The 23,639-nt window shown below is 70.8% G+C and carries 25 protein-coding genes; 6 read left to right on the top strand and 19 right to left on the bottom strand.

The annotated features are described in order from the left end of the window. Positions 1 to 5 precede the first annotated feature (5 nt). Positions 6 to 2,303 carry a protein translocase subunit SecD gene (gene secD / locus GEV26_RS10560; protein WP_153653033.1) on the bottom strand — a complete coding sequence of 766 codons (2,298 nt, stop codon included), beginning with the start codon at positions 2,301 to 2,303 and terminating at the stop codon, positions 6 to 8. A 53-nt stretch (positions 2,304 to 2,356) separates the two neighbouring features. Further along, positions 2,357 to 2,704: a hypothetical protein gene (locus tag GEV26_RS10555; RefSeq protein WP_153653032.1), complete on the bottom strand. Its 348-nt coding sequence runs from the start codon at positions 2,702 to 2,704 to the stop codon at positions 2,357 to 2,359. A gap of 81 nt (positions 2,705 to 2,785) precedes the next feature. On the opposite strand from GEV26_RS10555, the gene GEV26_RS10550 reads away from it, so the two are divergent. After that, the gene (locus tag GEV26_RS10550) at positions 2,786 to 3,763 is read left to right on the top strand and encodes an aldo/keto reductase (RefSeq protein ID WP_153653031.1); all 978 of its coding nucleotides are present in this window, start codon (positions 2,786 to 2,788) and stop codon (positions 3,761 to 3,763) included. 308 nt (positions 3,764 to 4,071) lie between these two features. Here the strand turns inward: GEV26_RS10550 and GEV26_RS10545 are convergent, their stop codons facing one another. Genes GEV26_RS10545 through GEV26_RS10530 form a run of 4 tightly spaced genes read right to left on the bottom strand, consistent with a single transcriptional unit; the run spans position 4,072 to position 7,503 of the window. Next, positions 4,072 to 4,662: a hypothetical protein gene (locus GEV26_RS10545; RefSeq protein ID WP_153653030.1), complete on the bottom strand. Its 591-nt coding sequence runs from the start codon at positions 4,660 to 4,662 to the stop codon at positions 4,072 to 4,074. Between the two features lie 52 nt (positions 4,663 to 4,714). Next, complete coding sequence (efeU, locus tag GEV26_RS10540; RefSeq protein ID WP_153653029.1) at positions 4,715 to 5,587, bottom strand: iron uptake transporter permease EfeU; 873 nt, start codon at positions 5,585 to 5,587, stop codon at positions 4,715 to 4,717. 54 nt (positions 5,588 to 5,641) lie between these two features. After that, complete coding sequence (locus GEV26_RS10535; RefSeq protein ID WP_153653028.1) at positions 5,642 to 6,913, bottom strand: ribonuclease D; 1,272 nt, start codon at positions 6,911 to 6,913, stop codon at positions 5,642 to 5,644. Then, complete coding sequence (locus GEV26_RS10530; RefSeq protein WP_153653027.1) at positions 6,910 to 7,503, bottom strand: DUF3000 domain-containing protein; 594 nt, start codon at positions 7,501 to 7,503, stop codon at positions 6,910 to 6,912. Before GEV26_RS10530 ends, GEV26_RS10535 begins: the two co-directional genes overlap by 4 nt. A 70-nt stretch (positions 7,504 to 7,573) precedes the next feature. Here GEV26_RS10530 and hemE point away from each other — a divergent pair, with 70 nt between their 5' ends. The 3 genes from hemE to hemQ are packed head-to-tail and all read left to right on the top strand — an operon-like array spanning position 7,574 to position 10,662. After that, positions 7,574 to 8,614, top strand: a complete 1,041-nt coding sequence (gene hemE, locus GEV26_RS10525) for a uroporphyrinogen decarboxylase (RefSeq protein ID WP_153653026.1) — start codon at positions 7,574 to 7,576, stop codon at positions 8,612 to 8,614. A 3-nt stretch (positions 8,615 to 8,617) separates the two neighbouring features. Further along, positions 8,618 to 9,949 (top strand): protoporphyrinogen oxidase, encoded by a 1,332-nt coding sequence (hemG, locus tag GEV26_RS10520; RefSeq protein WP_153653025.1) that lies wholly within the window; start codon positions 8,618 to 8,620, stop codon positions 9,947 to 9,949. After that, the gene (gene hemQ / locus GEV26_RS10515) at positions 9,946 to 10,662 is read left to right on the top strand and encodes a hydrogen peroxide-dependent heme synthase (protein WP_153653024.1); all 717 of its coding nucleotides are present in this window, start codon (positions 9,946 to 9,948) and stop codon (positions 10,660 to 10,662) included. The genes hemG and hemQ overlap by 4 nt, the downstream gene beginning before the upstream one ends. Before the next feature lie 70 nt (positions 10,663 to 10,732). Here the strand turns inward: hemQ and msrB are convergent, their stop codons facing one another. From msrB to GEV26_RS10500, 3 genes are read right to left on the bottom strand one after another with little or no spacing between them, the layout of a single operon-like run. Continuing rightward, positions 10,733 to 11,161 (bottom strand): peptide-methionine (R)-S-oxide reductase MsrB, encoded by a 429-nt coding sequence (gene msrB / locus GEV26_RS10510; RefSeq protein WP_153653023.1) that lies wholly within the window; start codon positions 11,159 to 11,161, stop codon positions 10,733 to 10,735. Between the two features lie 37 nt (positions 11,162 to 11,198). After that, complete coding sequence (locus tag GEV26_RS10505; protein WP_153653022.1) at positions 11,199 to 11,687, bottom strand: hypothetical protein; 489 nt, start codon at positions 11,685 to 11,687, stop codon at positions 11,199 to 11,201. A 38-nt stretch (positions 11,688 to 11,725) separates the two neighbouring features. Next, on the bottom strand, positions 11,726 to 12,376 hold the full coding sequence (locus tag GEV26_RS10500; protein ID WP_153653021.1) for a pyrimidine reductase family protein: 651 nt from the start codon (positions 12,374 to 12,376) through the stop codon (positions 11,726 to 11,728). Positions 12,377 to 12,441: 65 nt separating this feature from the next. Here GEV26_RS10500 and GEV26_RS10495 point away from each other — a divergent pair, with 65 nt between their 5' ends. Further along, a complete protein-coding gene (locus GEV26_RS10495; RefSeq protein WP_153653020.1) occupies positions 12,442 to 13,272 on the top strand; it encodes a PPK2 family polyphosphate kinase in 831 nt (276 codons plus the stop codon). Here GEV26_RS10495 and GEV26_RS10490 read toward each other — a convergent pair whose 3' ends face one another. The 5 genes from GEV26_RS10490 to GEV26_RS10470 form a co-directional block, all read right to left on the bottom strand. Then, entirely contained in the window at positions 13,273 to 14,331 is a 1,059-nt protein-coding gene (locus tag GEV26_RS10490; RefSeq protein ID WP_208430952.1) for an AbrB family transcriptional regulator, read from the bottom strand. 58 nt (positions 14,332 to 14,389) lie between these two features. Further along, positions 14,390 to 15,148, bottom strand: coding sequence for a sirohydrochlorin chelatase (locus GEV26_RS10485; RefSeq protein ID WP_153653019.1), 759 nt, complete (start codon positions 15,146 to 15,148; stop codon positions 14,390 to 14,392). Positions 15,149 to 15,338: 190 nt separating this feature from the next. Beyond that, positions 15,339 to 17,021 (bottom strand): nitrite/sulfite reductase, encoded by a 1,683-nt coding sequence (locus GEV26_RS10480; RefSeq protein WP_153653018.1) that lies wholly within the window; start codon positions 17,019 to 17,021, stop codon positions 15,339 to 15,341. Between the two features lie 310 nt (positions 17,022 to 17,331). Then, positions 17,332 to 17,958: a hypothetical protein gene (locus GEV26_RS10475; RefSeq protein WP_153653017.1), complete on the bottom strand. Its 627-nt coding sequence runs from the start codon at positions 17,956 to 17,958 to the stop codon at positions 17,332 to 17,334. Then, on the bottom strand, positions 17,958 to 19,607 hold the full coding sequence (locus GEV26_RS10470) for an acyl-CoA dehydrogenase family protein (RefSeq protein WP_153653016.1): 1,650 nt from the start codon (positions 19,605 to 19,607) through the stop codon (positions 17,958 to 17,960). Before GEV26_RS10470 ends, GEV26_RS10475 begins: the two co-directional genes overlap by 1 nt. A gap of 17 nt (positions 19,608 to 19,624) precedes the next feature. Here GEV26_RS10470 and GEV26_RS10465 point away from each other — a divergent pair, with 17 nt between their 5' ends. Then, positions 19,625 to 20,500, top strand: coding sequence for a YihY/virulence factor BrkB family protein (locus GEV26_RS10465; protein WP_153653015.1), 876 nt, complete (start codon positions 19,625 to 19,627; stop codon positions 20,498 to 20,500). Between the two features lie 72 nt (positions 20,501 to 20,572). On the opposite strand, the gene GEV26_RS10460 is transcribed toward GEV26_RS10465, so the two are convergent. The 5 genes from GEV26_RS10460 to GEV26_RS10440 form a co-directional block, all read right to left on the bottom strand. Next, on the bottom strand, positions 20,573 to 20,803 hold the full coding sequence (locus GEV26_RS10460; protein ID WP_153653014.1) for a hypothetical protein: 231 nt from the start codon (positions 20,801 to 20,803) through the stop codon (positions 20,573 to 20,575). A 70-nt stretch (positions 20,804 to 20,873) separates the two neighbouring features. Then, entirely contained in the window at positions 20,874 to 21,179 is a 306-nt protein-coding gene (locus GEV26_RS10455; RefSeq protein WP_153653013.1) for a hypothetical protein, read from the bottom strand. Positions 21,180 to 21,535: 356 nt separating this feature from the next. Next, a complete protein-coding gene (locus GEV26_RS10450; RefSeq protein ID WP_153653012.1) occupies positions 21,536 to 21,958 on the bottom strand; it encodes a DUF350 domain-containing protein in 423 nt (140 codons plus the stop codon). 40 nt (positions 21,959 to 21,998) lie between these two features. Next, positions 21,999 to 23,222, bottom strand: a complete 1,224-nt coding sequence (locus GEV26_RS10445) for a glutathionylspermidine synthase family protein (protein ID WP_153653011.1) — start codon at positions 23,220 to 23,222, stop codon at positions 21,999 to 22,001. Further along, a complete protein-coding gene (locus tag GEV26_RS10440; protein WP_153653010.1) occupies positions 23,219 to 23,563 on the bottom strand; it encodes a hypothetical protein in 345 nt (114 codons plus the stop codon). The genes GEV26_RS10445 and GEV26_RS10440 overlap by 4 nt, the downstream gene beginning before the upstream one ends. Positions 23,564 to 23,639: the final 76 nt, after the last annotated feature.

Raw genomic sequence — 23,639 nt, 5'->3', positions numbered from 1 at the left:
GCGCTTCAGATCACGGCACCCGTCGACCGCCCGTCGTCGACCGAGGCGTACGGGTCGATGACCTTCTTGGGGGCCGCGTCCGGGTCGTGCGGGAAGCGCTCCTCCAGGACGACCGCCAGCGCCGAGGCGGTGAAGATCGTCGAGAGGATGCCGACCGAGAGACCGATGAGCAGCGCGATCGCGAAGTCGGTGAGCGAGTCCCCACCCAGGACGGCCAGCGCCGCCAGGATGAACATCGCTCCCAGGCCCGTGTTGATCGTGCGGGGGATGGTCTGCAGGATCGCCTCGTTGACCACGTCCCGCAGAGGCCGCTTGCGGTTCTCCCGTGTGTGCTCCCGGATGCGGTCGAAGACCACGATCGTGTCGTTGACGGCCAGGCCGATGATCGAGAGCACCGCCGCGAGGAACACGCCGTCGATGGGCTTGCCCCACCAGGCGAAGACACCCACCACCGTCAGCACGACTGAGGACATCGACAGCACGGCGGCCGCCGCGTACGTCCACCGGAACCGCCACGCGAGGTACAGCATCTGTGCCGCCACGGCGATCGCGAAGGCGATCAGTGCCTTGTCGCGCAGCTCCTTGCCGAGGCTCGGGCCGATCAGCTCGTCGCGCTCCTTCTCGACGTCGCCCGCGACGCTCGCGAGAGCCTTCTCGACCTCGACCGCTTCGTCGTTGGTGATCTCGTCGAGGCGGACGCTGATGTTCTCGCGGCCGTCCTCGCCGGACGACGACTGGACGACGGCCTGCGTGAACCCGGCGTCGCTGACGGCCACACGGGCGTCCTCGGCGTCGACGGACTTGGACGTCGAGTACTCCAGCAGGCGTCCGCCGGTGAACTCCACACCCAGGTTGAGCCCGCGGATCGCGATGCCACCGACGGAGACGACGGCCACGACCAGCGTGATCACGATCCACGTGCCGCTGCGCTTCATCAGGTCAGGACCGCTCTCGGTCAGCCACCTGCGGATGCGGCCGGTGCCCGCCAGTCCACTGATCTGGGGACGGTTGCGGACGAACGCACGGCGCATGGCCCACTCGCACAGCACGCGTGCGATGACCAGAGCCGAGACCATCGAGGCGATGACGCCGATCGACAGCGTGACGCCGAAGCCCTTGACGGGGCCGGACGCGAAGAAGAACAGCAGCCCCGCGGCCAGCAGGGTCGTGACGTTGGAGTCGAGGATCGCCGACCAGGCCTTGTTGAAGCCGGTGGTCAGCGCGGGGGACAGGCCCGCCGAGCGTCGTTCGGCGTACTCCTCCCGCGCTCGCTCGAACACCAGGACGTTGGCGTCGATCGCCAGACCGATCGCGAGCACGAAGCCCGCCAGGCCCGGCAGGGTGAGTGTCGCCCCGAGCCAGACCAGCAGGGCGAAGGCGATGAGGGCGTACGTCGCGAGGGCGATCGTGGCGAGGAAGCCGACCAGTCGGTAGACGAACATGATGAACAGGCCGGTCAGGATGATGCCGATGATGGCGGCCTCGATCGAGGCGTCGATGGCGACCTTGCCGAGCGTCGGGCCGACGGTCCTCTGCTCGATCACGTCGACGGGGACGGGGAGTGCGCCGCCCTTGATCAGCGCGGCGAGGTCCTTGGAGCTCTCGGAGTCGAAGTCACCCGTGATCTGGGTCGAGCCGCCACCGCCGGACGCGCAGAGGTCAGGCTGGACGGCGGGCGAGGAGATGGTCTCGTTGTCGAGCAGGATCGCGATGCGCTGACCCGCAGCCGGGTTGGCGCACGCATCGGACACGAGCTGCTTCCAGCCGCTGCTGCCGTCCTTGTTGAACTCGATGTTGACGATCCACTGGCCCAGCGACTGCTCGTTCTGGCCGGCGTTCGCATCCTTGACGCCGTTGCCGTCCAGGAGCTGCTTGCCGATGAGGATGGGGCGACCGTCCTCGTCCTCGACGATCTTCTCGCCCTTGCCGGGCTTGGCGTCGGCCTCGGGGACCGCAAGCACCTCGTGGAACGAGAGCTGGGCGGTCTGGCCGATGACCTTTGCCGCCTCGCGGGGGTCCTGGACGCCCGGGAGCTCGATGATGATGCGCTTGTCGCCCGAGCGGGCGAGGGTCGGCTCGGCCACGCCGAGGGCGTCGACGCGTCCGCGCAGGACGCCGAGCGCGCGGTCGGTCGACTCCGCGTCGGCCTTGACGCGTTCGGAGTCGCGGGTCTCGAGGACGATCTGGGTGCCGCCCTTGAGGTCGAGGCCGAGCTTGGCGTCGAGCTTGAGGGCGAGCAGCAGTGACACAGCGACGATCGCGAAGGCAGCGATCGCCCGCCACAAGGGAGCACGGGAGGTCATGGAGGACTTTCGGGGTGACGCCGGGAGGCGTGGATCGGACGGGTGGGCGCGGCTCAGCGAGCCGGCGGTGCCCGTCCGGTCGGGGTCACGGCGTCAGCGCCGACGTACGTCGCGGTGTCGGTCGTGAGGGTGGTCCAGCCGGCATCGACCCGCTGAGGGGCCGGGGACGGGGGAGTGGACGCGAGGTCGAGCAGATGGGACGCCTGGTCGTGCTGCGGCGTCGGGGCCTGCACGTCGAGGTGTCGCCCGCTCTGCACGCCGGCGGCCGTCGCGTGTCCGGTGCCGGCGCTGACCCGTTGGTGCGCGCCGCGCGCGGGTCCGCCGGTCGCGACCAGCAGCATGGCGACCAGCGCCACCATGAGGACAGCAGCGGTTCTGCGCGCCGCGGACCTCATGAGCATGCTTCCCAGTCTACGGGAGAGGAAGGACCGTGGGTCGTACGTGACCAAGTGCACGCTCGCGCCTCTGCCTAGGGTGGCAGCATGACGACCCCCTCTCGCACCCTCGGCTCGAGCGGCATCGCAGTGTCCGCGCTCGGCATCGGCTGCAACGCCTTCGGCACGCGCATCGATCAGGACCGCACGACCGCAGTCGTCGACGCGGCACTCGAGCACGGCGTCACCTTCTTCGACACCGCCGACTCGTACGGTCGCGGCCAGAGCGAGACCCTGCTGGGGACGGCGTTGCGGGGTAGGCGTGACGAGGTCGTGCTGGCGACCAAGTTCGGCATGGACATGGGCGGCGTCAACGGTGATGACGGCGGCCGTCGGGGCACCGCGGCCTACGTCCGTACGGCCGTCGAGGCGAGCCTGCGCCGGCTGGGCACCGACCACATCGACCTCTACCAGCTCCACACCCCCGACCCGACGACGCCGATGGAGGAGACCCTCGGTGCGATGAACGAGCTGGTCGTCGAGGGCAAGGTCCGGGCCATCGGCTCGTCGAACCTGCAGGCCTGGCAGGTCGTCGACGCGGCGTGGATCTCGCGGACGAACGGCTTCGCCTCGTACGTCACCGCCCAGAACGAGTACTCCCTCTACAACCGCACCGCGGAGGTGGAACTCGTCCCCGCGTGCCTCGAGCTGGGCGTCGGGATCCTGCCCTACTTCCCGCTCGCGTACGGCCTGCTGACCGGGAAGTACCGCCGGGACCAGGCCCCGCCCGCCGGGTCGCGTCTCGAGCTGGCGTCGCAGGCCGAACGCCTGCGCACTGCCGACTGGGACCGGATCGAGCAGCTCGAGGCCTTCGCCGACTCCCGTGGCATCACCGTGCTGGACCTCGCGATCGGTGGTCTGGCGGCCCAGCCGGCCGTGTCGAGCGTCATCGCCGGGGTGACCCGGCCGGAGCAGGTCGCGGCCAACGCCGCGGCGGCCGCCTGGGTCCCGTCGCAGGACGACCTGGACGAGCTGGCGCAGATCGGTCGTCCGCGGCAGTCATACACGACGTACGCACCCAGATAGCCGACCGAGCCGACCGGCTTTCGCCCTGGATCGATGCCGGTCGGCGGTCGGGGGCTCAACGGTCCCCGCAGTCATGAGGCTAGGCGCAGGACGGCGGGCTGGGGCCGGAACGACCGAAAGCGCGGCCGATCTGGTCCGTGGTGACCATGCCGAGTGGTCACGGAGAGGGGGTCACGCCGGGCTGGGAAGCGCCTCACGGCGCATGGCCGCTCGAAGCGGCTAATTTTGGGACCCGGGGCTACCGCAGCCCGACGCGACCTCAAGCCTAACCGAGCGCGGTGACCACACAAGCACCGACGGTGTGACGTTCAGTGGAGCTCGCCGGTGCGCTCCAGCTCGGCTGCCTTGTGCAGGTGCAGGGCGGTGTCGACGAGTCTCGCGGCGCTGTGGGGGTCGCCCCCCTCGAGCTGCGCGCGACCGACCCCGACGATGTGCGCGAACGCCGCGGCGCGGTCCAGCGTGACGTCGAAGTGGGAGCCGACGATGCCGCGGACGACGGTGTCGACGAGTGCGATCACCTCGTCGGGACCCGGCGGGTCGATGACGCCGGCCAGCACCTCGTGCACGGGCGCGTACGCCTTGCCGGCGGCGAACTCGCGGGCGGCCTGCTCGGGCAGGCGGTGCACCGACGTGCGCAGCAGGTAGAGCCGCCACAGCGCTCCGGCGACGGTGTCTGGTGCGGCGTGCGACCACAGCTCGGCGATGACCCCGAGGCCCTCCTCGTCGGCCAGGTGCAGCACCCGGTCGACGAGTCCCTGGTCGTCGACCGTGCGCGGCCCACGGACGAGCAGGGTGGCGATGCGATGACCGGCAGCCGTCGCCTCGGCGGGATCGCTGCCTCCGGCCTGCGCCTCGAACAGGGCAGGACCGGGCAGGGACGGCTTCTTGTAGTCGTTCATCGAGCTGCGCGGGGGGCCGATGTCATGCGCCCACGTTAGCGGCGGGAATCAACTACCGGGCGACGTCCACCTGGGCATCGGCCGGGGCGGCGGCCTTCGGGGCCGCGGGCTTGCGGGAGTACAGCCACAGCACGGGGAACAGGTAGCAGGCCCAGCCGATGACCTGCAGCCACGACGGGTTCGGCTGGAAGTTGACCGTGCCCTTGAGCAGCGTGCCGTACCAGCTGTCGGGCGGGATGGTCGAGGAGATGTCGAAGGCTGCGTTGCCGAGGTCGGAGATGCCGCCGACCTCGAACGTGAGCCGGGGCAGGAACGCCGCCTCCTGGAGGTCGTAGATCCCGTAGGCCAGGACGCCCGCGGCGACCACGATGAGCAGATAGCCCGTCACCGTGAAGAACTTGCCGAGATTGACCGTGATCGCCCCGCGATAGATCAGGTAGCCCAGGACGACCGCGACCAGCAGCCCTCCTGCGGCGCCGATGAAGGGTGTTGCGGTGTACGCGTCCGCGACCGTCCCGTACATGATCGCGGCGGTCTCGAGGCCCTCGCGCCCGACCGTCAGGAAGGCGACGAACGCGACTGCGAGCGGTCCGAGCGTGACGGCGTCGGCCATCTCGCTCTCGAGCTCCTTCTTCAGCCCGCGGGCGGTGCGCCGCATCCAGAAGATCATCCACGTGACGAGGGCCGCCGCGAGGATCGACAAGGTGCCGCCGACGAGCTCCTGCGTGCGGAAGGGGAGGGAGCCGATCGCGATGTTGATCGCGGTGAACGCGACAAGGACGAGGGTGACCGCGGCCGCGATCCCCATCCAGATGTAGCGGATGTGGTGCCGCCGGTCGGTCTTCACCAAGTACGCGATCAGGATGCTGACGACGAGGCTGGCTTCCAGACCCTCTCTGAGACCGATGAGGAAGTTGGCGAGCACCTCATGAGTGTAAGGGCAGGCATGCCTGTCCTTGGTTGCGTAGGACCTGTGAGATCACGAAGAAGTGTCGGCCAACGCCTCGGCGAGTGGGGCGGCGACGAGCCCCACCTGCCAGCCGCGGGCGCCCTGCTCGCGCAGGACTGCGCCGACGGCCTCAGTCGTGATCTCCGCGGGAGGCTCCCAGGCGAGGTTGCGCACCAGCTGCGGCGAGATGAGGTTCTCGGTCGGCAGGTCGTGCTCCTCGGCGATCGCGGTCACGACCTCGCGGCTGCGGCCGAGGCGATCTGCGGCGACGGGGTTCTTGTCCGCCCATGCGCGCGGCGGTGGGGGACCGTCGACGCGCTGGTTGGTGGTGGGCAGCTTGATCTCCGCGAGCGCCAGGCCGCGCTCGACCGCGTCGAACCACTCGCTCGCGAACCGGCGGGGACCTCGGTTGCGCATGATGCGCATGTTCTTGAGCGCCGTGACGTCCTGGGGTGGCGACGTCGCCAGCTCGAGGATCGAGCTGTCGGGCAGGACCCGACCGGGAGTCGTGTCGCGGGCCTCGGCGATGCGGTCGCGGGCCTCCCAGATCTCACGGACCAGGGCCAGGGCTCGACGCCCACGAGCCTTGTGGATGCCGGAGACCCGCCGCCACGGCTCCTTGCGCTCGGGCGGCCCCTGGAAGAGCAGCAGCGCCTCGAACTCCTCCGCGGCCCATTCACGCTTGCCTGCTGCTCGCAGGTCGGCGTCGATCAGGTCGCGGAGCTCGATCAGGACCTCGACGTCGAGTGCCGCGTAGACCAGCCACGGCTCGGGAAGGGGGCGGGTCGACCAGTCCGCGGCGGAGAACTCCTTGGCCAGGCTCAGCCCGAGGTAGTGCTCGACCAGGGCGGCCAGCCCGACCCGCGGCAGGTTGAGCAGTCGCCCGGCGAGCTCGGTGTCGAACAACGCCTCGGGGTACAGGCCCACCTCGGCGAGGCACATGAGGTCCTGCGTCGCGGCGTGCAGGATCCACTCGTTGCCGTCGAAGGCGGTGTCGAGGGGCACGAGGCTGTCGAACGCCGTGGGGTCGACCAGGTGCGTGCCGGAGCCCTCGCGACGGATCTGGATCAGGTAGGCGCGCTGGGAGTAGCGGTAGCCCGAGGCACGTTCGGCGTCCAGGGCGATCGGGCCGGTGCCCGCCGCGATGCGCTCGCACGTGTCCTGCAGGGCTTGCGGGGTGTCGACGACCGGGGGGAGCGGGTCACGCAGCTGCAGCCGCGGCGCCTCGGGTGCCACCGGTTCGGGAGTCTCCTCCGCCGCGCCTGCGGTCTCGTCGGGCCCGGTCTCGGGGGGAGTGGTCAACGCGCACCACGCCTGCGCTGGAGGGGGATGACGCCTGGCGCGAGGGGCGGGAGGCCCGCGATCGCGCAGAGCAGGTTGGACCAGGCGGCGGCGTGCCCGCCCATGTCGGACGTGGGCTGCTCGACCAAGGGCGTCCAGGACGCGCGCACCTCGATCTGTGCGTCACCGCCGTCGGCCGCCATCTCGCCGAATCCCTCGGATCGCACGACGGTGACGCTGCCGCTCGCTGCGGCGTACGCGCTGTCGAACGCGTCGAGCGCCTCGGTCAGCCAGCTCCACCCCACGCTCGGGAGCACGGGGTCGGCGGCCATGTCGGCCTCGATGTCGGCGCGGGCGAACGTGACGCAGCGGAACGTACCGCCCCATGCGTCGTTGCCGGCCGGATCGTGCAGGAGGATGAAGCGCCCGGTCGCGAGCTCGTCCTCGCCGACCAGCACGTCACCGCTCATCGCGAATGCGTGCGGGGCGATGCGTTGGGGTGCGGGCATCTCGTCGACCACGACCTCGGGTCGCAGGACGGCACCTCGCACCTGCGCGACCGCATCCGTGAACTGGGCGGGCGTGCGGTCGATCTCGCTTCTGACTGCCACCCTGCGATGGTAGGCGTGTCCGGGCCAGGGCTGGGCCTCGACACTCCGCACGACCTGAGAGACTGAATCGGTGAGCACCCCAACCCTGACCGACAGCGCGTTCCTGCAGGCCTGCCGCGGCGAGCGCCCCGCCCACACCCCGGTCTGGTTCATGCGCCAGGCCGGGCGTTCCCTGCCGGAGTACCTCGCGATCCGCGAGGGCACGACGATGCTGGACTCCTGCTTCCGCACCGACATGGTCGTCGAGATCACGATGCAGCCGGTCCGCCGCTACGGCGTCGACGCGGCGATCTTCTTCTCCGACATCGTGGTCCCCCTCAAGGCCATCGGGGTCGACCTGGACATCGTCCCCGGCACGGGCCCGGTCGTAGCGGAGCCGATCCGCTCGCACGCGCAGCTCGAGCAGTTCCGTGACATCGAGCCCGACGACATCGCGCCGATCACCGACGCCGTCACGGCACTGGTCGGCGAGCTCGGCGCGACCCCGCTGATCGGCTTCGCGGGCGCACCGTTCACCCTCGCGTCCTACCTCGTCGAGGGCGGTCCGTCCCGCGACCACCGCCTGACCAAGCAGCTCATGTACTCCGATCCCGATCTGTGGCATGCGCTGCTCGGACGCATGGCCGCGATCGCCGGGCAGTTCCTGCGGGCGCAGGTCGAGGCCGGCGCGTCCGCCATCCAGCTGTTCGACTCGTGGGCCGGTGCGCTGTCGCTCGCGGACTACGAGACGTACGTCAAGCCGCACTCGGCGGCCGTGCTCGCGTCCGTGGCTGATCTCGACGTGCCGCGCATCCACTTCGGCGTCGGCACCGGCGAGCTGCTGCACTCGATGGGCGACGCCGGGGCGGACGTCGTGGGCGTCGACTGGCGCGTCCCGCTCGACGAGGCCGTGCGTCGCATCGGTCCGGGCAAGGCGGTGCAGGGCAATCTCGACCCGACCGTCGTCTTCGCCCCGACGGAGTTCATGCAGGCGCGTGCGGCCGAGGTCCTCGAGGCGGGTCGTGCGGCTGAGGGACACGTGTTCAACCTCGGCCACGGCGTGCTGCCGGCCACGGACCCCGACGCGCTGGCGCGCCTGGTCGACTTCGTCCACGGCTACGAGACGGCGTAGGCAGTGAGGGTCGCCGTCGTCGGTGGAGGAATGGCCGGACTGGCCGCCGCGTACGAGCTCGCGTCCGCAGGGGCCGAGGTCGTCGTGCTGGAGGGCTCGGACCGGCTCGGCGGCAAGCTGCGTCTCGGCGACGTCGGCGGGCTCACGGTCGACCTCGGCGCGGAGTCGATCCTCGCCCGCCGTCCGGAGGGGCTCGACCTGATCCACGCGATCGGCCTCGACGACCGGGTCGTCCACCCCGCGACCACCACCGCGGCGATCTGGACGCACGGCGCCTTGCGTCCCATGCCGCCGACGGTCATGGGCATCCCGGCCGACCCGGCTGCGCTGGCCGCCTCGGGCATCGCGGAGATGCCCACGCCACGGATCCTGCCGGTACCCGATCACGACGTCTCGGTCGCGGAGTTCGTCTCCGAGCGGCTCGGCCGCGACGTGCTCGACCGTCTGGTGGAGCCGCTGCTCGGCGGCGTGTACGCCGGCAGCACCGAGCACCTGTCGCTGCGTGCCACGACGCCGCAGATCGCGGATCTCGGCGAGGACCTGATCGCCGCCGCCGCGGCCAACCGAGCCGCCGCGACGCGCACCGGGCCGGTCTTCGCGGGGCTCGTCGGTGGCATCGGACAGCTTCCCGCTGCGGTCGCCGCGACCCCCGGCATCGAGGTCCGCCTCGACGCGACGGTGCGCGCCGTCGCGCGTACGGGCGACGGCTGGCGGCTGTCCGTCGGTCCGACCACGGACGTCGAGTCGGTGCACGCGGACGCCGTCGTGGTCGCCGCGCCGGCCCCGGCTGCCGCGCGCCTGCTCGCGGTCGAGGCGCCGGCGGCAGCGTTCGCACTCGCGGCGATCGACTACGCCAGCATGGCGATCGTGACCTTCGTGCTGGACGACGCCGACGTCCCGGAGGGCTCCGGATTCCTGGTCCCGCCCGTGGACGGCACGTTCATCAAGGCGGCCACGGTCTCGTCCAACAAGTGGGGCTGGCTCGGCGACTCGGGCCGTACGGTCATCCGGGCCTCGGTGGGACGTGCAGGGGAGTCCACGCTGCTGCAGCACGACGACGCGGAGCTCGCCGCCCGGGCCCTCGCCGATCTGCGGCAGGCCCTCGGATCGCTGCCCGAGCCTGCGGACCAGGCCGTGCAGCGCTGGGGCGGGGCACTGCCGCAGTACGACGTGGGGCACCTCGACCGGGTCGAGACGATCGAGCGCTCGGTGGCCGAGGTGGCCGGCCTGGAGGTCTGCGGCGCGGCATACCGTGGGGTCGGCATCCCGGCGGTCATCGCATCGGGCCGGGCGGCTGCGCGCCGCTTGCTCGACGCTGGGACAATGGAGTCATGACTGCTGCTGCGCCGATCCCCAACAAGGGCAAGCTCGCCAAGGACATCAACGAGACCATCCGTTACACGATGTGGTCGGTGTTCCGCCTGGACCGCGTGCTCGGCGACGCCGACCGCCAGGCCGAGGCCGCCGAGGTCGATGCGCTCATCACCAAGCTCGCCGCCGACGACGTGGTGGTCCGTGGCACGTACGACGTGAGCGGCCTCCGCGCCGACGCCGACCTGATGATCTGGTGGCACGCGCCGACCAGCGAGGCCCTGCAGGCGGCGTACAACGCCTTCCGCCGCACGGCCCTCGGTTCGCGCATGGCGCCCGTGTGGTCGCAGATGGCACTGCACCGCCCCGCGGAGTTCAACCGCTCGCACATCCCGGCGTTCATGGCCGAGGAGCAGGTGCGGTCGTACGTCTGCGTGTACCCCTTCGTGCGGTCGTACGAGTGGTACCTGCTGCCCGAGGACGAGCGCCGCGCGATCCTCAAGGAGCACGGCATGGCTGCCCGTGACTACCCGGACGTGCGCGCCAACACCGTGGCGTCATTCGCCCTCGGCGACTACGAGTGGCTGCTGGCCTTCGAGGCGGACGAGCTGCACCGCATCGTCGACCTCATGCGCGAGCTGCGGGCGACCGAGGCCCGCCGGCACGTCCGCGAGGAGATCCCGTTCTACACCGGCAAGGCGCACACCGTCGCCGAGCTCACCGAGCTCTGGCCCTGACCGGACACCGATCTTTCGGCGTTTGCGTCGCCAGGGCGGCGCAAACGCCGAAAGATCGGTCTTCCGCGGGCTACTTGGCGTCGGGCTGGAGCGTCAGGCTGATGCCGTTGATGCAGTAGCGCTGATCGGTCGGGGTCGCGAAGCCCTCGCCCTCGAAGACGTGTCCGAGGTGTGAGCCGCAGGTCGCGCAGCGCACCTCGGTGCGGACGCCACCGAACAGCGAGCGGTCCTCGATGTACTCGACCCGGTCCTCGGCCAGCGGCGCGTAGAACGCCGGCCAGCCGCAGTGGGCGTCGAACTTGGTCTCGCTGCGGAACAGCTCGGTCCCACACGCGCGGCACGCGTACACGCCGACGGTCGGGTCGGTCTCGTAGGAGGACGTGAAGGGACGCTCGGTGCCCGCCTTGCGCAGGACCTGGTACTCCTCCGGGCTGAGCTCGGCCTTCCATTGCTCGTCGGTCTTGTCGACGGCGTACGTCTTGTCGCTCTGCTGGGTCATGCCCCCCAGCGTACGTCGGCGGGCCAGCCGGACGAGCTCAGCGCTGGGCGTCGAAAGGCACGTGCTCGAGCAGGCGGACGCTCGGGACGTCCAGCTTGCGCTGCGCCCGCGACGTCCAGTCGATGTGCAGGAACTCCTTCACGACGTGGGGCTCTGTCAAGATGATCGCCTCGGAGGAGCCGGTCTGCTTCACGAGCTCCAGCAGCGCGTCGACCGGGTCGTCCTCGGTCAGGGTCGCGGTGACCTGCTGGCCGCGTTCGACGAGCAGCGCTGCGCTCGCGTCGAGCTCGTCCTGTCCCGCGCGGACGATCTGCTTCTCGACCGCGTCGATCGCGTCGGGCTCGGTGTACGGCACGACCTGGCCGCCGAGGGCACCCATCGAGGACGCGAGCACGGCTGCGTCGTTCTCGACCGGCAGGAGCAGGTGGTAGCGGACGGTGTCGTCGAGCCCCTCGTGGAGCGCAATGATCTGGTCGGCGTCGAGATCGTTGAGCTGGCGCTCGATGAGCAGTGCCACGTCGTACATGTGCGATGTCCCTTCGTTGGTGCCAGAGTACGTGCGGTCTAGGTGCGCTCGCGCACCCATCGGGTGAACAGGACGCCGTCGAGCTCGACCGCGTGCCCGAGCGTCATGGCGCGGTCGACGGCGTGCGGGCCGTGGGCGATGCGGGGCGCGTCGCCGGCGGCCAGCACGGGGGCGATCGTCAGGCAGACCTCGTCGACGAGGTCCAGACCGACGAGGTCGCCGTGCAGCGTGGGACCGCCCTCGCAGAGGATGCGCCGAAGCCCACGTGAGCCGAGCTGGTCCAGGACGGCAGGCCAGTCGATCTCGCCCTCGCCCAGCGCGATGACGTCGACGGTCTCGCGAAGCCGGGCGAGGGCGTCGGCGGGGGCGTCCGCGGTGGTGATGACGATCTGCCCGGGTACGACGAGCGGCTCGGGCACGTCGAGGCTGCGGCTCACCACGGCGATCGGGACCGAGGACGGGCCGTAGCCCTCCGCGCGGGCGGTGCCTGCGCCGACCACGACCACGTCCGCGAGGGAGCGCAGGACGTGGAACACGTGTGTGTCGGCGTCCCCGCCGAGCGGGCCCGAGTGGCCACCGGCGTCGTGGGCGGCGCCGTCGAGAGTGGCCACGAAGTTGCTGCGCACCCACGGCCGGTCGGACGAGGGATACGCGTACAACCGGCGGATCTCGTCGTCGTCGAAGCTCACGGGTCCACCCTAGGGCGTATGTCGCACGTGTGGTGGGCCGTCCGACCCGGGGGCATACTGCCGACATGTCCCTGAGCTCGCAGCTGTCCGTGTCCGGCGCGATCGACCTGTCGACGTACGACTCGCGCGCGACGCCCGGCTTCGACGGCAACAAGGCCGACGCCAAGCTGGCGCTGAAGGATCTCGGCGACGAGCTCAGCGATCTGCAGGAGAGGCTGTTCGCGGGCGGACGCACCGGGGCCGGTACGACGCGCCTGCTGGTGGTCCTGCAGGGCATGGACACCGCCGGCAAGGGCGGGATCGTCCGCCACGTCGCGGGACTCGCCGATCCGCAGGGCCTGTCGATCACGTCGTTCAAGAAGCCGACTCGGGCCGAGCTCCGGCACGACTTCTTGTGGCGGGTGCGCAAGGCGCTGCCGGCGCCCGGGATGATCGGCATCTTCGACCGCTCGTACTACGAGGACGTCCTGATCGGCCGGGTCCGCGAGCTCGCCCCGCCCGAGGAGATCGAGCGGCGCTACGACGCGATCAACGCGTTCGAGCAGGAGTTCACCGGCTCCGGGGGCGTGCTGGTCAAGTGCTTCCTGCGCATCACCAAGGACGACCAGAAGGAGCGTCTGGCCGCGCGCCTCGACGACCCGACCAAGTACTGGAAGTACAACCCGGGCGACCTGGACGAGCGCGAGCTCTGGGACGGGTACCAGGAGGCGTACGCGATCGCGATCGAGCGCTGCGGTGAGGCGGCGCCGTGGCACCTCGTGCCGAGCGGCGGCAAGTGGTACCGCAACTGGGCGGTGGCGACCCTGCTGCTCGAGCAGCTGCGCGCGCTGGAGCTCCAGTGGCCGGCGCCTGACTTCGACGTCGAGGCCGAGAAGAAGCGGCTGGCCGCGATGTAGCTAGCCGCTGCGGCGGGTCAGCCACCGACCCAGCAGCGGAGCGGCCAGCAGCACCAGCAGGAGCCGGATGATCTGCACGGCCGTCACGAACGTGACGTTGCCCCCGGTGTCCGCGGACGTGGCCAGCACTGCGTACAGCCCGCCGGGCGTGGTCGCGAGGTAGGCGTCGAGCTCGGACACGCCGGTCAGCCGGGCCAGAAGGACGCCGAACGCGGCGCACGCGCCGATGATGATCGCGATGACGAGCAGCGCGGTCGGGATCATCCGGCCGATCGCCCGGAGGCTGTCGAGGGTGAACCGCAGCCCGACCTGCAGCCCGATGAGCACGAAGCCGGCGGCCTGCACCCAGGGCGGGACGTCGACGTCGGCGAACGCAGGCACCGCGCCGAGGGCGATCGAGGCCAGCAGGGCGCCGAGCACCGCGGGGGAAGGCAGGTGGAGCGCCCGACCGACGCCGATGCCCAGGGCGACGGCCAGCACCGAGTACGCGACGCCGGCGGCCGACGTGGCCGGCGCGGTCACCCCCGCGGCGGTCCCGGTGTCGGCATGGAACACCACGGACACGGCGGCGGGCATGGCCAGCAGCACCACGAGGACGCGAAGGTACTGGATGACCGTGACCACGCGGTCGTCCGCGCCGAGGTCGTGCGCCACCGCGGTCATGCCGGAGGCGCCACCCGCGACCGACGCGAACGAGGCCGTGACGGGGCTGACCCCGCGGTGCAGCCGCAGCAGCTGACCGGCCACGACGCTCAGCACCAGCGTGACCACCGAGATCACGATCACGGCGGGCCAGTCGCTCCCGAGGTCGGCGAGCGTCTGGAAGTCGACGGCCGCGCCGACCGTGACGCCGATGATCGCCTGGGCGATCGTGAACGACCAGCTCGGGACGTCGACGGTCCGCCCCGTGCTGAGGGAGAACGCCAGTCCGCCGGCGAGGCCCCCGAACAGCACGGCCGAGGGGAAGCCGAGGAGGCCGAGGACCGTTGAGATCCCGGCCACCAGCGCCGCGAGGATCGTCCACGACACCACGGACTCGCGGCTGGGCCTGGAACTCACCCACCCAACGTAGGACGTGCGCGAGCCGGCCGGGGAGCGCCCCGGCCGGCCCGGCAGGTCAGGCGAAGAGCGCCTCCAGCGGGACGAGGTCGACCGCACCGACCGCGTAGCGCGCGAGGATGACCCGGGCCACCTCGACGTCGACGCCCAGTGGCTCGGCGACGGCGACGGCGCCGGCCTCGTACGCCAGCTCGGTCACCCGGTCGGGCAGCACGCCCGGAGCGAGGAACAGCTGACCGACGGCGATGTGACGTCGACCGTCGGCGCGGTGCTGACGGACGGCCTCGCCGGCTGCCGGCGGGACGCTCGACGCGAACGCCGCGATCGTCGGCAGCTTGTGGTGGGAGCCCCACGCCCGGGCCGCCCGCGAGATCGCCGCGTTGGCGATCGGGTCGGACGAGCCGGCGCCGGCCAGCACCAGGGCGTCGAGCTCTCGCACGCGGTTCTTGGACAGGGCCTCGCGCAGCCGCTTGTCGAGGACGTGGAAGAACGCGGCCTCGATGCCGAGCACGCCCGTCGCGTGCACCTTGATGCCGTCGTGCCGGGCAAGTGCACCCGCCACGGCACGCGGGACGTCGACATTGGCGTGGAACGCGACGCTCAGCAGCAGCGGGACGACGACGATCTCCTGGTGGCCCTCGGCCACCAGCTGGTCGACGGCCTCGTCGAACGAGGGCCCCACGTGGTCGAGGAAGGCCGGCTGGACACGGAGGTCGGGACGCATGCACGCCACCATCTCCGTGAGGGCTGTGATGGTCTGGGCAGAACGCGGATCGGTGCTGCCGTGCGCAAGAGCAATGAGTGCTGGTGCGGTCATGATGCTTGCCTCCTTCCAGGGGGTGGTGCGATGGGCGGTGCGATGGTGGTCAGATCGGTGGGGGACAGCTGGCCGATGAAGCCGAGCCGGAATGCGCGCAGACATGAGCGGCACTCCCACTCGCCGTGCGTCTCGCCATGGGGACGCAGGTTCTCGTCGGCGCAGTACGGGCAGTGGTAGGGGATGCCTCTCATCGGAGCACCTCCTCGTCCGCGCGGGCGACCCAGCGGGCGAACGACTCCTCGACGTCACGCTGCTCGAGGTACGTCCGGGAGAGCTTCTCGACGTAGTCGGGGAGGTCGTCGGCCGCGACCTTGTGCGCGCGCAGCTTGCGGCCGAACCCGGCCTGGAGTCCCAGAGCGCCACCGAGGTGGACCTGGAAGCCCTCGACCGTGTTGCCGTCGGCGTCGTTGACGAGCATGCCCTTGAGGCCGATGTCGGCGGTCTGGATGCGGGCGCACGAGTTGGGGCAGCCGTTGACGTTGACCGTGATGGCGGTGTCGAGGTCCGGGACGCGGCGCTCGAGCTCGTCGATGAGGACCCGTGCGGTGTCCTTGGTGTTGACGATCGCGAGCTTGCAGTACTCGATGCCCGTGCAGGCCATCGTGTTGCGGCGCCACTGCGAGGGGCGGGCGTGGAGGCCGATCTCGGCCAGCGCGGCGACCAGGCTCTCGACCCGGTCCTCCTCGACGTCCAGCACCACGAGCTTCTGCATCGGGGTGGTCCGGATGCGATTGCTGCCGTGTGCCTCGACGATATCGGCGAGCTGGTTCAGCAGGGTGCCGGAGATGCGACCGACCGTGGCGGCGACGCCGACGTAGAACTTCCCGTCGGTCTGCGGGAACACTCCGACGTGGTCGGCCGGGGTCTCGGGCATCGCGGGGGCGTCGAGATCGGGGAGCCGGCGCTCGAGGTACTCGGTCTCGAGGACCTCGCGGAACTTCTCGATGCCCCAGTCCGCCACGAGGAACTTCAGCCGTGCGCGGGTGCGCAGGCGGCGATAGCCGTAGTCGCGGAAGATGCTGACGATGCCCTTCCAGACCTCGGGGACGTCCTCGAGGGAGACCCAGGCGCCGAGCCGCTGGGCCAGCATCGGGTTGGTCGACAGGCCGCCGCCGACCCACACGTCGAAGCCCGGACCGTGCTCGGGGTGGATCGCGCCCGTGAACGCCACGTCGTTGATCTGCGGGACGACGTCGTGGTCGGGGTGGCCGCTGATCGCGCTCTTGAACTTGCGGGGGAGGTTGGAGAAGTTCCGGTCACCGATGAAGGTGCTCTCGATCGCGTCGATCGCCGACGTGCCGTCGATGATCTCGTCGGCGGAGATGCCGGCGACGGGCGAGCCCAGGATCACGCGCGGGCAGTCGCCGCACGCCTCCTGGGTGGACAGGCCGACCGCCTCGAGGCGCTGCCAGATCATCGGCACGTCGCGGACGTCGATCCAGTGGTACTGCACGTTCTGGCGATCGGTGAGGTCGGCGGTGTCCTGCGCGAAGTCGACCGAGATGTCGGCGATCGTGCGCAGCTGCTCGAGGTCGAGCTGGCCGCCGTCGACGCGCACGCGCAGCATGAAGCGGTCGGCGTCCAGCTCCTCGGGAGCGAGGGTGGCGGTCTTCCCGCCGTCGATGCCCTGCTTGCGCTGGGTGTAGAGGCCCCACCAGCGGAACCGGCCCCGCAGGTCGCCGGGATCGATCGAGTCGAAGCCGCCGTGCGCGTAGATGTTCTCGATGCGGGCGCGGACGTTGAGCGGGTTGTCGTCCTTCTTGGACTGCTCGTTCGCGTTGAGCGGCTCGCGGTAGCCCAGAGCCCACTGGCCCTCACCGCGCTTGGGGCGGGGGCGGCGGGCGGCGTTGGTGCCGGTGGCTGTAGCCATGAACTTCCCTTGGGGCAGGGCACACGGCGATCACGACAGGCTCGTCACGGGGGTCGCCGCGCGCCTGGATTGATTGCTGAGATCAGTGCAGAGGTCGCGCGTTGATCAGCGACACATCATGTTGCGGGCACGACCGAGGTCAACGTGGAGACGTCCCACGAGCCAGAGTGTCTGTGCCGAAAGCATGTCCTCAGTCTGGTGAGCCGGCGCGCACACGACAAGCATGAGTCTCGACAGTTGAGACGGCTGTCCACATGCTGGTCAGACTGCCTTGGTTGACGGGGAAATGTGCCCCCGCGTGTGGCCTGCGTCACTCGGCCGGGACGAGGACCGAGACCGCGTACGCGCCGGCCGCAGCGGCCAGGAGGGTGGCGCCGGCGGCCACGAGCGCCGCGTCCCACGGGACGATCCCGGCGGTGGCGAGGCCGATGACGGCGGCCGGGTGGAAGACCGCGAGCAGCCCGAGGGGCAGGACCGCCCCGCCGAGGACGGCCGGCACCGCGGCGAGGCCCTCGGGCCCGCCGCCGTCGATGCTCAGGGTGGCCCAGGCGGCGACGAGCCCGACGACGGCGGCCCCGATGCCGGCCACCACGAGATCAGGGTCGGCGAAGACCAGGGTGTCGCCGAGCCGGTCGTCCAGCGCGAGGGCGACGAGACCGCCCAGGACCGCCCCGACCGCGTGTGCGGCGACGGCCGGCAGCAGGGTCGACCAGGGCCCGCGACCGACGACCGCCAGTGCCACGGCGGACGCCGGGTTCACGAGGCCACCGGCGCCGCTGTCCTCGGTCGCGTGCAGCTGGGCGTACCAGGTGACCAGGACGGCGACCCCGGCCACCGCGGCGACCGCGAGCGTGGCCTCGGCGGCGCGCAGGGCGAGCGCGGACACGATGGTGATGATCGCCGACGTGAGCGCGGCGATCGAGAGGGGACGGCCCATCAAGACTCCAGGTGTGGGGTGGTGCGGGCGACGATGCCCGCGAGCGCGAGCCCGTGGGGGAGCGTGCCGAACGTACCGCCCCAGTCACCTCCGAGCCGGGAGGCGCAGAACGCGTCGGCCACGTCGGGATCGCCGTGCTGCAGCAGCACCGTGCCCTGGAGCACAGCGGCCATCTGTCCTGCGATCCGTCGGGCCCGGGTCTCGATGTCCGTCAGGTCGGCGAGCTCGGTGAGGACCGTCTCGGCCATCGCGTCGAGGTGACGGTTCTCGCCGCGGACCGTCCCGACCTCGGTGACCCAGGCCTCGAGGCTCTCCGGCTCACGGCTCAGTGCGCGCAGGACGTCGAGGGCCTGCACGTTGCCGCTGCCCTCCCAGATCGAGTTGAGCGGCGACTCGCGGAACAGCAGCGGCATGCCGGACTCCTCGACGTACCCGTTGCCGCCCAGGCACTCCAGGGCCTCGGCGACCATGAACGGGGTCCGCTTGCACACCCAGAACTTCTCGAGCGCCAGGCCGATGCGCCGCAGCGCCTGCTCGTGGGCGTCGTGGGGCTTGTCGACCGCCGAGGCCAGTCGCATCGCCACCATGGTCGCGGCCTCGCTCTCGACCGCGAGATCGGCCAGGACGTTGATCATCGCGGGCTGGTCCGCCAGCGTCGCACCGAACGCTGCACGGCCGGACGCGTGCCACGCGGCCTCCGAGACGGCCTTGCGCATGATGCCGGCCGAGCCGAGGATGCAGTCCTGACGGGTCGCGGACACCATCTCGATGATCGTGCGGATGCCGCGGCCCTCGTCGCCGAGGCGTACGGCCCAGGCGTCGGTGAACTCCAGCTCGCTGGACGCGTTGGACCGGTTGCCGAGCTTGTCCTTGAGCCGGACGATCGACAACGCGTTGCGGGTGCCGTCGGGGCGCACCCGGGGCACGACGAAGCAGCTGACGCCGCCGGGGGCCTGCGCGAGCACGAGGAACAGGTCGTTCATCGGCGCGGACGTGAACCACTTGTGCCCGGTCAGCAGGTACTCGCCGTGCGTCTCGGTCGGACGCGCCTGGGTCGTGGTGGTGCGCAGGTCGGAGCCGCCCTGCTTCTCGGTCATGCCCATCCCCGCGAGGAGGCCGGCCTTGAGCTCGGGAGCCCGGAGGCCGAAGTCGTACGTGCGGGACGCCAGTCCGGTCGTCCACTGCTTCGCCAGAGCGTCGTCCGCGCGCAGGGCGGGAACCACGGCGTACGTCATCGTGATGGGGCACATGTGGCCCTGCTCGACCTGTCCCCAGGCGAGGAAGCCCGCAGCGCGCTGCAGGTGGGCGACGGGGCTCTGGGAGACCCACGGCTCGGCGGTGAGGCCGAACCCGACGCCCTGCGTCATGAGCCAGTGCCACGAGGGGTGGAAGTCCACCTCGTCGATCCGGGTGCCGAACCGGTCGGCCGTCCGCAGCACCGGCTCGTTCTCGTTGGCGAGGTGCCAGTGCTCGCGGGCCTCCGCGGATCCGGCCAGGGACCCGATGGGAGTGAGTGCCTCGATGATCGCGGGGGAGTGCTCGCCGCCGAACGCCGACACCGCGTCCATGAGGGCCTGGTCCCCGGTCGCGACGTTGTGGCCGACGAGCGGCGACGCCTGGTTCGAGGGTGCGCGCTGGAGGGGATCCATGTCGCTACGGTAGAGCCATGGCGGTGGAACCGGTAGACCGACCGGGCGTCCCCGAAGAGGTCAAGAAGCTCGTCGCGCGGACGGTGAGCAGCTGCTTTCGCTACCGCGTGACCGGCCTCGCGGCCGAGGCGGCGTTCTTCGCGATCCTGTCGCTCCCACCGCTCGTGTTCGGCCTCGCGGGGACGATCGGATTCATCGCCGAGCGCTTCGACGTCGCGAAGGTCGACGTGCTCAAGGAGCGCATCATCGACCTCGCGTCCAAGGCGCTCACCGACAGCACGGTCGACAAGGTCATCGCGCCGACGCTCGACGAGGTGCTGGGCGGGGGGCGCATCGACGTCATCTCGATCGGCTTCGTGCTCGCGCTGTGGTCGGGGTCGCGGGCGCTCAACGTCTTCCTCGACACGATCTCGATCATCTACGGACTGGGCGGGCACCGCGGCATCATCAAGACCCGCGCGCTGTCGTTCTCGCTGTACGTCGCGGCCCTGATGGTGGGCATCGTGCTGGTGCCGCTCGTGCTGACCGGTCCCCAGCTCGCAGCCGATGCGTTGTCGGACCGCTGGTCGTTCCTGCGGGTGTTCTACTGGCCCGCGGTGGTGGTGCTGTCGATCGGCTTCCTCACGACGCTGTACCACCTCGCGGTGCCCGTGCGGAAGAAGTGGCGGGTGGGCATGCCGGGTGCGGTCTTCACGCTCGTGCTGTGGATCCTCGGCAGCTATTTCGTCCGCTGGGCGCTCGGCTTCTCCACCGGCGGGATGTCCATCTACGGCCCCCTGGCCGCGCCGATCGCGGTGCTCCTGTGGCTGTACGTCCTGTCGATCTCGGTCCTGATCGGCGCCGCGATCAACGCCGCCGTCGAGCAGGCCGTCGACGACGCCCGCTGGGGCTGACCCCGCCGGCACCAAGATTTGGCGGCTTGAGCCCGCCAGATGTCCGGGATCGTGAGATGTGGCGGGCTCAGCTCACCGAATCTCGAGGACGTAGTCCGCGCGGTCCACGACGTGCTGGGCCCAGTCCTGCACCGTGGCCTCCGGGAGGTCGAGATCGAGCTCGCTCAGCGACCGCTCGACCTCTGGCACGACCTCGTCGATCGGCATGCCCGAGAAGCTGATCCTCAGGGACTCGTCGGCCGCCTCGATCTTGCGGATCAGGTCGGGGGAAGTGGCGTCATCGGCCTTCACACTCGTTCGCATGACCCAGACCGTACGGCCAGCAGGTCGGGGTCGCACGCCGGCCGCGTGCAGGCCCGCACGGCGCGAGCGACTAGGTGCCGGACGCGTTCGCGGTGGCCTCGAGAGCGTCCAGGAGCCCGGAGGGGGACTGCAGGATGCCGGGAACGGAGCCGGGCGCGCCCCGTTCGCCGGGCGCCGTCTCCGCGGGATCGTCCGTGAGTCGCACGTCCTCGCACCCGAAGGCGTCGGCGGTCACGCCCGCGAGGCCCGCGTCGTACGCGTAGACCAAGAGGTAGCGCGGGCCGAGGTCTGCCAGACATGCGCGCTCGCGATCGGCGGGCACCAGCTGGTCCAGGTCACGCTGGTAACGGCGCAGCTGGCCCGGCGGGACGCGCATGGGCGGCCGCTGCCGAGTCCACTCGAGAGCTGCTCCGTCACCTGTGGGGGTCAACGCCCCATACACGCACACCCAGGCGGCTTCCAGCCGGGGCAGCCGCGGCCTGCGCTCGGCCGGGCGGGACGAGTCGGGGCCTTGCGTCGACGCAGTCGGCTGCGGCAGCTTGTCGGGGCAGGGCTCAGCGGCGCGGTCCGGCGTCACGCCAGCGGTCCGGCTTCCAGTGCGTGGGGGACCGGGAGACGAGCCGCCGGACGTCTCGCACCCGACGAGCGTGGCAGCAACGAGGACGGCACAGGCCGATGACAGGAGCCTCATGTCTGGACCATGTCAGATCGGCCCGGATCGTCTCGCGAATGTCAGGCGATGCAGGCCACGATCACGAGCGAGACCGAGACCTGGGTGGCCGCGGCGACGAGCGAGGCCGGGTGGAAGCCGGGAAGCGTGACGATCTTGGACAGGTCGTCGGGCGTGATGAGGTCGAGGAGACGGAACGCTGCCGCCTGCATCACCACCCCGACGAGCCCGAACGCGATCGTCCAGCCCAGGGCGGCGCCGAACGAGGAGTCGCCGTTGGTCCAGATCGCGGTGAAGACGATCCCGCCGAGCCCGAGGATGCCGGCCGCGGTGACGATGGCCGCGTTCACCGAGGCGTTCTGCATGATGTGCTCCCCGAGCCGTCCCGGGGTCAGCAGGTCGAGCACGAGATAGCCGACTCCGAGGACCGCGAGGCCCATCGCCGCGTAGGCCAGCGCGTATCCAACTGAGCTCAGCAGGTCCATGGTTCTCCTAGGTGGTGCGGTTTGATCGGGACGCGTGCGGTCACAGGGTGTGCCCGGTCTCGGCGAGCCAGGCAGCGACCTGCTCGGGGGAGGACCGCGCGGTGGACATGAGGTGGGGGACGAAGCGCGCCTCGGTGTTGGTGATGCGGTTGCTCGACTCGCGCACACCGAGCCCGGCCGCGCGTCCGCCGATGACCCACGTGCCCAGCACCGGGTGGTTGCCGTCGAAGTCGGGCAGCTCGACGTACTTCTGGTAGACGAGCTCCTGGCCGGCCGAGTGCGTCGCCTCGACCGCCTCGCGGACGTGCGGGGTGTGGATCTCGACGCCGTCGCCCTCCCACCCGAACAGCGGCTTGGTCACGTACTCGCGCATCGCGTACGGGGCGTCGAAGTAGCTGGGCAGGAGGTTCTCGTGGCCCGCGAACATCTCCCACATCACGGGGAGCAGCGCCTTGGAGCCCAGGAGCAGCTTCCACGGCGGCTCGATCCAGCGCGTGCGGGACGAGCCGTCGATCACGAGCGGGCCGAACGTGGAGTCCAGCATCCACTCGGTCGGGTACATCTTGAAGCAGTGAGCGATCTCGAGGTCCTTGACGTCGACGAACGTCAGCCGCTCGTGGTGCCAGCCAATCTCCTCGATCGTGATGCCGACGGTCTCGAGGCCGGCCTCCTGCGCGGTGTCCCGCAGGTAGGCGACCGTGGCCCAGTCCTCCGTCGGCTCGTTCTGGCCGACGGCGAAGTGCACGATCTCAGCTCCCGTGGTCCGCCGGAACTCGTCCCACCGCTTGACCAGGTGCTCGTGCAGCATGTTCCACTGATCGCGCTCGGGGTGCAGGTCCTCGAGCCACATCCACTGGCACACGGCGGCCTCGACGAGCCCGGCCGGGGTGTCGGCGTTGTACTCGAGCAGCTTGGCGGGGCCGGTGCCGTCCCAGGCCAGGTCGAACCGGCCGTAGATGGACGTCTCCGCGCCGTCGCGCAGGGACCGGGCGAGGAGGTCGCCGGCGCCCGGAGGCAGCTTGTGCCGCTGGATGAGCTGGGCGTCGTCCGCCATGCGCGCGGCCGCCTGCATGGCCATTGTGTGGAGCTCGTCCGTGACGCGCTCGAGGTAGTCGACGTCGTCCTCGGTGAACTCGTAGTACGCGGTCTCGTCCCAGTACGGCACCTCGCTCCCGTCCCCGGTGCGATCGACGGCGTACGTCAGGCCCTGCTCCTCCACGAGGCTCAGCCAGTCCGGCCGCGCCGTCGTCTGCACACGTCTCATCCGCCGAAGGAGCCCTTGCCGGAGAAGAATCCGCCGCGTGTCACCGTGCCGCCGTCCGCAGCGACCCCGCCCTTGGTGAACGACTTGTTGGTCGGGGTCACGAAGGACCCCTGACCCGCGACCGCCTGACCCTCTGCGGGTGCACGCCGGCCTGCGGGGATGTAGTACCACCCGTAGCCGCCGTAGCCGGCGCCGGACGACGCGCTGTCGTCGTCGCACTGGTCGTCGGCCACCCGCACGTCGCTGGAGCGGTCGACACACACGCCGCGCTCCTCGGCCCGCGAGCCCGCGGCGCCGAGACCGACCAGCGCGACAGTGACCACACCGATTCCCACGGTCATCGAACGCCTTCGCTTGTCCACGGCGGGAAGGTTATCGAACGCTTGTCTCGATTGCCGTCCGGGGTCGGTCGCTGCG

The organism is Aeromicrobium yanjiei (genome assembly GCF_009649075.1).
Lineage (GTDB): Bacteria > Actinomycetota > Actinomycetes > Propionibacteriales > Nocardioidaceae > Aeromicrobium > Aeromicrobium yanjiei.
Note: the sequence above shows the minus strand (reverse complement) of the source record. Positions and strands in the feature narration are given on the sequence as shown.